Source organism: Treponema sp. (assembly GCF_052169735.1).
GTDB lineage: Bacteria > Spirochaetota > Spirochaetia > Treponematales > Treponemataceae > Treponema.
The window spans coordinates 21147-30022 of the sequence record NZ_JBQNBW010000031.1; the positions used below are offsets into that span (position 1 = coordinate 21147).

Annotated in this window: 8 protein-coding genes; 5 read left to right on the forward strand and 3 right to left on the reverse strand. The window is 42.5% G+C overall.

Translation table 11 applies throughout. The features are described 5' to 3' along the window. Positions 1-2 precede the first annotated feature (2 nt). On the reverse strand, positions 3-269 hold the full coding sequence (rpsP, locus tag ACTTJ8_RS06635; protein WP_442715351.1) for a 30S ribosomal protein S16: 267 nt from the start codon (positions 267-269) through the stop codon (positions 3-5). A 258-nt stretch (positions 270-527) separates the two neighbouring features. Next, a complete protein-coding gene (gene ruvB / locus ACTTJ8_RS06640; RefSeq protein ID WP_442715350.1) occupies positions 528-1580 on the reverse strand; it encodes a Holliday junction branch migration DNA helicase RuvB in 1053 nt (350 codons plus the stop codon). A gap of 336 nt (positions 1581-1916) precedes the next feature. Between ruvB and ACTTJ8_RS06645 the strand changes: the two genes are divergently transcribed. From ACTTJ8_RS06645 to ACTTJ8_RS06665, 5 genes are read left to right on the forward strand one after another with little or no spacing between them, the layout of a single operon-like run. Next, complete coding sequence (locus tag ACTTJ8_RS06645) at positions 1917-2963, forward strand: methyltransferase (RefSeq protein ID WP_442715349.1); 1047 nt, start codon at positions 1917-1919, stop codon at positions 2961-2963. Continuing rightward, a complete protein-coding gene (locus ACTTJ8_RS06650; protein ID WP_442715348.1) occupies positions 2953-3402 on the forward strand; it encodes a MarR family winged helix-turn-helix transcriptional regulator in 450 nt (149 codons plus the stop codon). The genes ACTTJ8_RS06645 and ACTTJ8_RS06650 overlap by 11 nt, the downstream gene beginning before the upstream one ends. Before the next feature lie 54 nt (positions 3403-3456). Continuing rightward, a complete protein-coding gene (locus ACTTJ8_RS06655) occupies positions 3457-4524 on the forward strand; it encodes an ABC transporter substrate-binding protein (protein ID WP_442720691.1) in 1068 nt (355 codons plus the stop codon). After that, on the forward strand, positions 4525-5541 hold the full coding sequence (locus ACTTJ8_RS06660; RefSeq protein WP_442720692.1) for a FecCD family ABC transporter permease: 1017 nt from the start codon (positions 4525-4527) through the stop codon (positions 5539-5541). Then, a complete protein-coding gene (locus ACTTJ8_RS06665; protein WP_442720693.1) occupies positions 5534-6292 on the forward strand; it encodes an ABC transporter ATP-binding protein in 759 nt (252 codons plus the stop codon). Before ACTTJ8_RS06660 ends, ACTTJ8_RS06665 begins: the two co-directional genes overlap by 8 nt. A 316-nt stretch (positions 6293-6608) precedes the next feature. Here ACTTJ8_RS06665 and ACTTJ8_RS06670 read toward each other — a convergent pair whose 3' ends face one another. Beyond that, a complete protein-coding gene (locus ACTTJ8_RS06670) occupies positions 6609-8660 on the reverse strand; it encodes a methyl-accepting chemotaxis protein (protein WP_442720694.1) in 2052 nt (683 codons plus the stop codon). Positions 8661-8876: the final 216 nt, after the last annotated feature.

Here is an 8876-nt window from a genome sequence, read left to right on the forward strand (position 1 = left end):
CCCTAGAGAGTGAATTGTTTTTTGTTGAGCAAGTGACGGACGGTATCGGTCGGCTGAGCGCCTTTATCAAGCCAGCTGCGCACTTTGTCAGCATCAAAAGCAATCTGCCGATCTTCTGCTTCGATTGGATGGTAAATTCCAACCTCGTCGATGGTTTTTCCATCACGCGGCTCGCGGACATCCTGTACAACAATGCGGTAGTACGGACGCTTTTTGCTGCCGAATTTCTTTAATCTAATCTTTACGCTCACGTTTATCCTCCGGAACATTAATCCTTGAGACACAGCCGAAAACTGAAATCAGCTTGCAGCGGTTCTCTTATAGACCGAGCATATCCCCAACATACAAAATACCGTCGAAGGACAGCTAGGGTAAAATACAGGCTATGTTACTTAAAAAGAAGGATTTAGTCAACTGTCATCAAAGTCTCTTTTTTGAACAATATCGCTTGCAATGCAGAACGGACACTATGAGAAGTATTATACCACAGATTTACGGATTTTGGCAGTGCAGTAGTTTACTGACCACTAAAACAACATACCGTTTTGTCCGGTTGAGTTTGCTGCTGCCGGTACGGCGAGACCAAGATGCGTGTATGCTTTTTCCGTAACCATACGTCCGCGAGGGGTTCGCTGCAAGAGTCCTGTTTGAATCAGATAGGGTTCATAATAGTCTTCGAGTGTATCTTGCGATTCTCCGATGGAAATGGCAAGGGTCTCTGCGCCTACCGGACCGCCGCCGTAGTTTTCTATAACAGACCGGAGTATTTGACGGTCGTAGTTTTCTAAACCAAGACTGTCAATGTGCAGCCGTTTCAAACCGTGTACCACTGTTGTTTCTTGGATGGTAGTACTTCCGTCGATAAACGCAAAGTCCCGCATCCTCCGCAGAAGCCGATTGGCAACTCGCGGGGTTCCGCGTGAGCAGCGGGCAAGCGCCAGTGCAGCTTTTTTTTCGATACTGATGCGGAGAATATCTGCCGAACGCATAATGATGGATGCAAGTTCTTCATCCTTATAAAACTCAAAACGTTGCACAATGCCAAAGCGGCTGATGAGAGGACTGGAGACCATACCAGCACGGGTCGTCGCCCCAATCAGTGTAAACGGCGGCAAGGGAATACGCACGGTACGAGCGCCCGGTCCCTGCCCGATGATCCAGTCAAGCTCATAATCTTCCATTGCAATATAGAGCATTTCTTCGATTGCCGGTTTGAGCCGATGTATTTCGTCGATAAAAAAGACACTCCGCTCGGACAGCGTTGTCAAGATACCGGCAAGGTCTTTAGGCTTATCAAGAGCGGGGGCTCCTGTAATTTTGCACTCAACACCCAATTCCTGCGCAGTAATTTGTGCCAGTGTTGTTTTGCCGAGACCAGGCGGTCCAATCAAAAAGAGGTGATCAAGGCTTTCCCCGCGGCTCCGTGCCGCCTGAATAAACACTGATAAATTTTCTTTGATCTCTTGTTGACCCTGAAAGTCTTTTAAAAATTGCGGACGCAGCGCCCGGTCTTTTTCATCACCGGATTGTTTTTCACCGCGCACCAGCCCAAAATCATCTATCTCATTATCCAAATCCATACTGTTCATGCACCGGTACTATAGCAGAGGATCAAAGATAAAACAAGAATCAATGCCTACTGCCGGAAAACAGGGTCAGGAAGCACCGCTATCTATATATAGTAAACCTGTTCGGAAACTGACCTTTCTGAACAGGGTACCTTGAAATGCGATGTTCTAAATCGTGCTATTTGCGCGATTTAGAACTCGTCGACCTATTCGAAAACGCAGTTATCGAATAGGTCTAGTATAAAACAAGGCTGTATAAATAGTGTATGTTTGTTGACATCAATTACTTTACAAAATATTCATTTCCGATTATATTTGTATGCCATGTATACAAATAAAGGATAGCGGATGAAATCTGTTTTAAAATATTATACAAAGCTCGACACACTATTGGATGCACAGATTTTTTTTATAGCGTTGGAGTTCGATATGTTTACCGTATTAAGTAACGGTAAGACAGCTGAGGAGCTTGCTGCAGTAATATCGTGCAATGCCGACAAATACGGCAGTCTCAATCTCGGCAATGCACAATCGCTAAAGATATTTTTAGATGCACTCGCTGCTCAAGGATTGATAACCGTTGATGGAGAATGCTATTACAATACCGATGAAACGCAGCGGTTTTTAGCTCGTTCGAGTGTATCGTATATAGGCGATGTACTGCTTTATCGGAAACGATTGTCGGATATATGCAATGAAGCGGAAAGTCTATCCGATAAGTCAAGCAGCTGTCCCGTCTTTGATTTTACTGAAATGGCACGGATTACCGCCAAGGAAATAAGCATATTGAGAAAACAGCCCTTGCTTACACTGATTAAAGAACTTGGCATTATGCCGAAAAAGGTTCTTGATTTAGGCGGAGGTTCAGGAGCACTGCTCATTGCGGTAGCCGAATCGTATAAAAAATGCGAAGGTGTTCTTTTTGAGCAGAAAGACGTTGTATCTATCGCACGGCGCTTTATAGCCGATTCTCCGGCAAAAAACCGCATTGCAATCATGGAAGGAAATTTCCTTTTAGACGGCATCGGGGGCGATTATGATTTCATTATTGCCTCAGGTATTTTTCCATTTGTGCTGGAGATGATCGAGCCGTTTGTTAAAAAAATAAGTGATGCGCTCCAAGAAGGCGGACTATTATTGGTGTATGATACCGCTTTTGCCACAGAGAAAGATAAGGCACGATATGCTGCGCGGTGGCTAAAGGGAAATCTCAGACGAAAAAATCAACAACTCCGACACAGCGCACCGAGGGATGAAAACTTCCGCATAAATAAAGCTCTGTCAAAAGAGATGCTGATTTCCGCTTTAAATTCCGTCAGTCTAAAAGAGATAATGAAAGGCACCGACGGCTTATATCCTTTTATTGTATTTAGGAAGGTATGCAGTGACAAATAAACATATTGTGATTGAACGATACATAGCATTGATAGAGAAAATTGCAAACGGAAAAAACAACACGCTTTCATTTGCAGGGAAGGATATGACATTTTACCGCGGAGAAATTCATATCATAAAAAAGATAGGAGATAATCCGGGAATATTCAGCTCAGAAATTGCCCGCGATATGGGGATTACCCGTGCGGTTATTCACAAGACTTTGCTAAAACTTGAGGAACGCGGATTTGTAGAAAAAGAGGAGGATACGGAAGATAAAAAACGAAAGAAATTATTTTTAACAAAGAGCGGGCAAGCGGCGTATGCTGCACATGAGAACTACCATCAAACGCATGATAAATCTTTTTTCGATTTTATCGATTCGCTGAATGAGCAAGAATGCTCTCTTATCAATCACTTTTTAGAAAAAGCTAATGAGATGATAGCAAATCATTTTTAAAACTTGTAAAAGTTTTTACTATTATTGTGAACGAGTATTTTTATGGAGGAAAATATGAATAAGAAAATTGTATATGCGGTTTTTATTTCCGTATTGGGTCTCAGTCTTTTTGCTGCAGGGCAAAAAGAATCGCATGGTGCAGAAACATCCGAACGGGAGCAACAGCATACCCGTATCGTTAATTTATCACCGCCGGTTTATTCGATGCTGCTTACTTTTCCGCAGCTTGCGGATTCCGTTGTCGGTGTAAATCCGCGAACATTTTCAACATCAAATCCGCAGGTGCTGCATATTGTAAATTCCAGTGCAAAAAACATCGACACCTCGTTTGTCAATAACGATTTTACAATCAATGTCGAAAGTTTGGCATCGTTACATCCTTCACTGATTATCTATTACGGGGCTTTTGAAAAAAAGAATTTGGCGAATATCGATGCACCGATGTTGAATATGCACCTGAAAGATATGAATCCCCAAACGCTAACGGAAAAATGGGAAGCGCTGCTTGCAGATACTTTCCGCATAAAAAATCCCGAACGGTTTAAAAAGCAGTGGCAGGAAACAAATATACTCACTGAAAAAATTTTGCATACAGGTGAACATAAAAAATTAAAAGCGCTTTTTATTTTCAGCTATCTTGGCGGGAAGATTACTGTAAGCGGAAAAAACAGTTATGGAGATGCATTTTTAAATATGGCAGGTTTTGAAAATAGTGCAGCAGTAGAAGGCTTTGCTGATGGCGCAGGACAGGCAGCCGTTTCTATGGAACAGATTCATGCGTGGAATCCCGATGTGATTTTTATCAATAATATGCGAGTCGGAAAAAACGTAATCGCCGCTGCGCATATTTTACAAAACAAAGTAGACGGCTCCGACTGGTCGTTTATTACTGCGGTAAAAGAAAAACATGTATTCGATATTCCGCAAGGCACATATAGCTGGGGAATGCCGTGTGCCGATTCTCCTTTGGTACTGCTTTGGATGCTGATGAAAGTATACCCCGATAGGTATACCGAGACTGAATTTAAGGCAAGAATAAAGCACTATTACAAAGAAATGTATGCTGCCGATTTACCGGATGCCGTCATCAGCGATATGCTTAAACCGATAGCAATACAGTAAATGTACAGGTACGGTCATACCTCATATCGAAAAATACTTATTGCCGGTATAGTGCTTTTAACGGCAGCAGCAATTGCCGCTTGTTTTATCGGACGGTTTCATATTATGCCGTCCGATATTGCAAAGCTTGTTACACGGCAAACAGTCTCCGACGGTGATGTAAAACGGCATATCCTCTTCGATATCCGTCTTCCGCGAGTGATACTATCGATTATGGTAGGCGCTGCACTTGCTCTGGCAGGTACAGCGATGCAGGGTATTTTGCAAAATCCGCTTGCGAGTCCCGATGTGTTGGGAACCGCTTCCGCTTCAGGATTTGGCGCTGCAGCAGGGATTCTGTTCTTCGGCAATAATCTCTTCGCAACACTTATACTCTCCTTTACTGCAGGACTACTCAGTATCTTTTTTGTGGTTGCATTATGTAGATTGAAAAAAGATTTTTCTGTTTTATCTATTGTGTTAAGCGGTATCATTACTTCATCATTATTTGTTTCCATGCTTTCCATTCTAAAATTTGCAGCAGATCCGAACGATACCCTGCCTGCAATTACATTTTGGCTGATGGGCAGCTTTGCATCCTCCGGCTCGGCGCAGATTACTTTTATTCTGATTCCATTTTTGCTTGGAACGGGACTGTTATACCTATTTCGCTGGAAGTTAAATATTTTATCGCTCGGAGATGATGAAGCAAAAATCGCCGGTGTGCATCCAAAGCTCGTTAAAAGTATTGTACTTGGTGCAGCGACTGTGCTGATTGCTTCTGCCGTTACGGTAAGCGGTATGATCGGCTGGGTAGGGCTTGTAATTCCTCATGCAACGCGAAAAATTATCGGATCGAATCACGGATATGTACTGCCGCTTGCAAGCGTATTCGGCGCTTTGTTTATGCTGCTTTCCGACACCTTTGCCCGAACAATCGGCTTTTCGGAAATTCCCATCGGCATTATCACCTCACTAACCGGAGCGCCGCTTTTCGCTTTGCTTTTTTTATTTAAGGATGCCTCTGGACATGAATAATATAGTCGAAGTGAAGTGCGCCTCTTTTGCATACCCCCGTACAAAACCGATTTTACATGATATGTCGTTTACCGTAAATGAAGGTGAAATCCTTGCTGTTATGGGATGCAATGGAATAGGAAAAACAACATTGTTAAAGTGCATTGCAGGTATATTCAAATGGACGGCAGGATCTTCTTTCATTATGAATCGTCCGTCAAAAGAAGCGCACCGATTTTTAGCATACGTACCGCAGGCAAAAAGTCCGTTATTTGCTTATAGTGTTTTAGATTTTGTTTCATTTGGACGGTGTGGTGTAAACCGATACTTTGCAGCCCCTTCAAAAAAAGATTATGAAATAAGTGAAAAAGTTCTTGCAGATTTGCATATCGGTCATTTAAAAAATAAAAACTGCAACCGGTTAAGCGGCGGAGAAATGCAAATGGCGTATATCGCAAAGGCATTGGTTTCTCAGCCTCGTCTGCTTATTCTCGATGAACCTGAATCAAACTTGGATTTTTATAATCAGGCGCAACTTTTAAAGATATTACAAACGCTCGCAAAATCGAACCATACCGCTATCATCATTAATTCGCATTATATCCAAAATATTATCCGTATTGCGGATAAGGGCTTATTGCTGTCCGGACAAACGTATCTTTTCGGCGATATCCGCGATGTCATTACACAAGAAAACGTGCAATCTTTTTTCAACGCGAATGTGGAAATTGTGCAGGTGAATACATCAACTGCACTGCTGCTGAAAATATAGCGGAAGAAGATGTCCTGTTTTCAAAAAGTTTACTATAGGTTCAATCTTTGCAGGAATCGTCTATTGGTCAATTGTTTCGGTCTTTTTAGGATCAACCGGCAATTTTTGCAATTCCGGCATTTCCCAATTATAGTCTTTTTTTGGACATGTGACAAAGATATGTACCAAATATACAAAAAATGGTACATATCACTCAGATTCCTCGTAATAATCACTCCCTTAAAGGTATGCATGTATTTTCTTTTTATCGGCAAAAGCCCTTCCAGTGCTTTTGCAAAGAGACGGTGTATCTACTGAGCCGTATATTTGCAAAAGATTAGACTTTGAACTTAGACACCTCAGATGCCAATGATTCAATACTCTGCTTATTTTTCTGCGTAATTTCACTTACTTCCTGCACGGCATTGTTAATCTGTACTGCGCCGGATGCCATCTCGTTCATGCTTTCGGTAATGACGCGGGTAAGACTATCCAGTTTTTGCATTTTCTTTGCAACGCCTTCACCGCCTTTCAGCATTTCCTCCGAACCTGCCTGCACTTCTATCGTTACCGTATTGATACTCTTGATAGCAGTAAGCACTTCCTTGCTACCGTTCTCTTGTTCCCTCATCGCTTCAGTAAGACTGGCACTCATTTCTTTTACCTGTTCGGCGAGGCTGAAAATCGCATTGAACTTTGCTTCTACGGTTTTAGACGAAGCGGAAAGCGTTTCGATTTCTCCGCTCAGCGTTTTTAACGTAGTGGTGATGGCTTTACCCTGTGTCGAAGATTCTTCCGCCAGTTTACGGATTTCGTCCGCGACAACGGCAAAGCCTTTTCCTGCCTCTCCTGCGTGAGCGGCTTCGATCGCAGCATTCATCGCTAAAAGGTTCGTCTGCGAAGCAATATGTTGAATAACGCTACTTGCTTCCATTAGCGAGCCTGATTCTTCGGCTATCTTTTGAGTTACGGTGTTTGAGGTTACAAGTGTAGCTTTGCCGTCGCCGGTTGCCGTTGTAAGACTTTTTATTACTTCATCGGTTTTACCGAGGGTTTGTCCGATAGAAGCAATATTCGCAACCATTTCTTCTACGGAAGATGATGACTGCGCAACACTCGCGGCTTGCGTTTCGATGCTATTATTGAGCTGCTTAATCGTGCGGACAATCTCCTCTATAGTCGCGGCCGTTTCGGTAACGCTTGCCGCTTGGGTCATTGCCTGCTGCTTCACCCCGTCGATATTGGCACTGATTTGATTAACAGCGCTGGCTGTTTCGGTCATATTGGAAGCGAGTTCACTCCCGATTTCTTCCATTGTATTTGAGTTTACGCCGACTTGCCGGATAGATGTACCGATCTTTTCAATCGTTTGGTTGAAATATTCGGATAAATCAGTAATTTCATCGTTACCGATGAGCGGCAGCCGGACAGTCAAATCTCCTTCGCCTTGCGCGATATTTTTTAAGGCTCGCACTGCCGTCTGGAGCGGTTGTACAGTTTTATGCGCGACAAGATAAACAACGATAAGCGCTGTAATAATAACGGCGATAATAATAATGATCATCATGGTTTGCAGCGTATTCACCGTTTCCATAAATTCATTTACAGGCGCTTGGATAATAACCGTCCAACCGGTAGAGTCTATTTTCGAAAAAGAAGAAATATTTGCAATTCCTTGATAATTCCAAAAACCGACGGAGGGCACTGAAGATTGTAAAGCTGTAGCTTCGAATGACGCAAGCGCAGAAAGAGAGGAATCCTTTTTGACGGATTCTCTTGTATTTTCAAAGTTCGTTACCAGCGCCGTATTTTTATCGGCAATTGTTACTCCCAATTCATCCAGTATATAACATTCGCCGGTTTTTCCTACTGTAATGTTTTGTATATCATTGCAGAGTGTCAAACCGTCGGCTAATGCGACGAGTGTTCCGACATTGTTTTTGTTGCTGTTATAAATTGGCACAGTAATTGCGATAAGTAATTTATTCCATATCTTTGAATTAAACGGTTCAGAGATATAATTTTTAGTACCCGATTTTTTTAACCAATTGATATAATTAATATTCTGTACCGTTCCATCGGGCAAGTATAAATTGCCTTTCGGGTCTGCAATGACAAGATGATCAATATCTTTATCGAAAGCGGCTTCTCTTTCAAGTAAGCGCAACTTTTGCTGATACGGCACTGAACCATCACTTAAAAACGGCATTCTTGCAATGCCTTCAAGGAATTGAAACCATTGCATTATTTTACCGTCAATAATTTCCGAAACATCTCGTGCTTTGTCGGTAAGGTGCGTCTGGATTTTTTCTGTAACCGCTTTACGTGCGGTTCTTACTGCAAGGAAACCTTCAATTGTTGAAGCGAGGGCAATTAATAAACCAAAGATAAGAAGAAATTTGAAGCGGAGAGAAAATCGCTTGTTTGCTTTTCCGGAAGTGGTTACTGACCCTCTCTCCGATCCATTATAGGGGGGGGGGGGGGGGGGGGGGTAGAATATACGAATTTTTCATAACTGTCAATCCTCTTTCCCTAAAAAAATCGATTTTATGCGGATTTATCGTGAATACCGGCTAAAAACCGGTGTTCAACAATAAATCGCGTA

Excerpts from the sequence above, each read along its gene's own strand:
- rpsP (WP_442715351.1), bottom strand. The coding sequence starts at position 269 with ATGTTCCGGAGGATAAACGTGAGCGTAAAGATTAGATTAAAGAAATTC.
- ruvB (WP_442715350.1), bottom strand. The coding sequence starts at position 1,580 with ATGGATTTGGATAATGAGATAGATGATTTTGGGCTGGTGCGCGGTGAA.
- ACTTJ8_RS06660 (WP_442720692.1), top strand. The coding sequence starts at position 4,525 with ATGTACAGGTACGGTCATACCTCATATCGAAAAATACTTATTGCCGGT.
- ACTTJ8_RS06645 (WP_442715349.1), top strand. The coding sequence starts at position 1,917 with ATGAAATCTGTTTTAAAATATTATACAAAGCTCGACACACTATTGGAT.
- ACTTJ8_RS06665 (WP_442720693.1), top strand. The coding sequence starts at position 5,534 with ATGAATAATATAGTCGAAGTGAAGTGCGCCTCTTTTGCATACCCCCGT.
- ACTTJ8_RS06655 (WP_442720691.1), top strand. The coding sequence starts at position 3,457 with ATGAATAAGAAAATTGTATATGCGGTTTTTATTTCCGTATTGGGTCTC.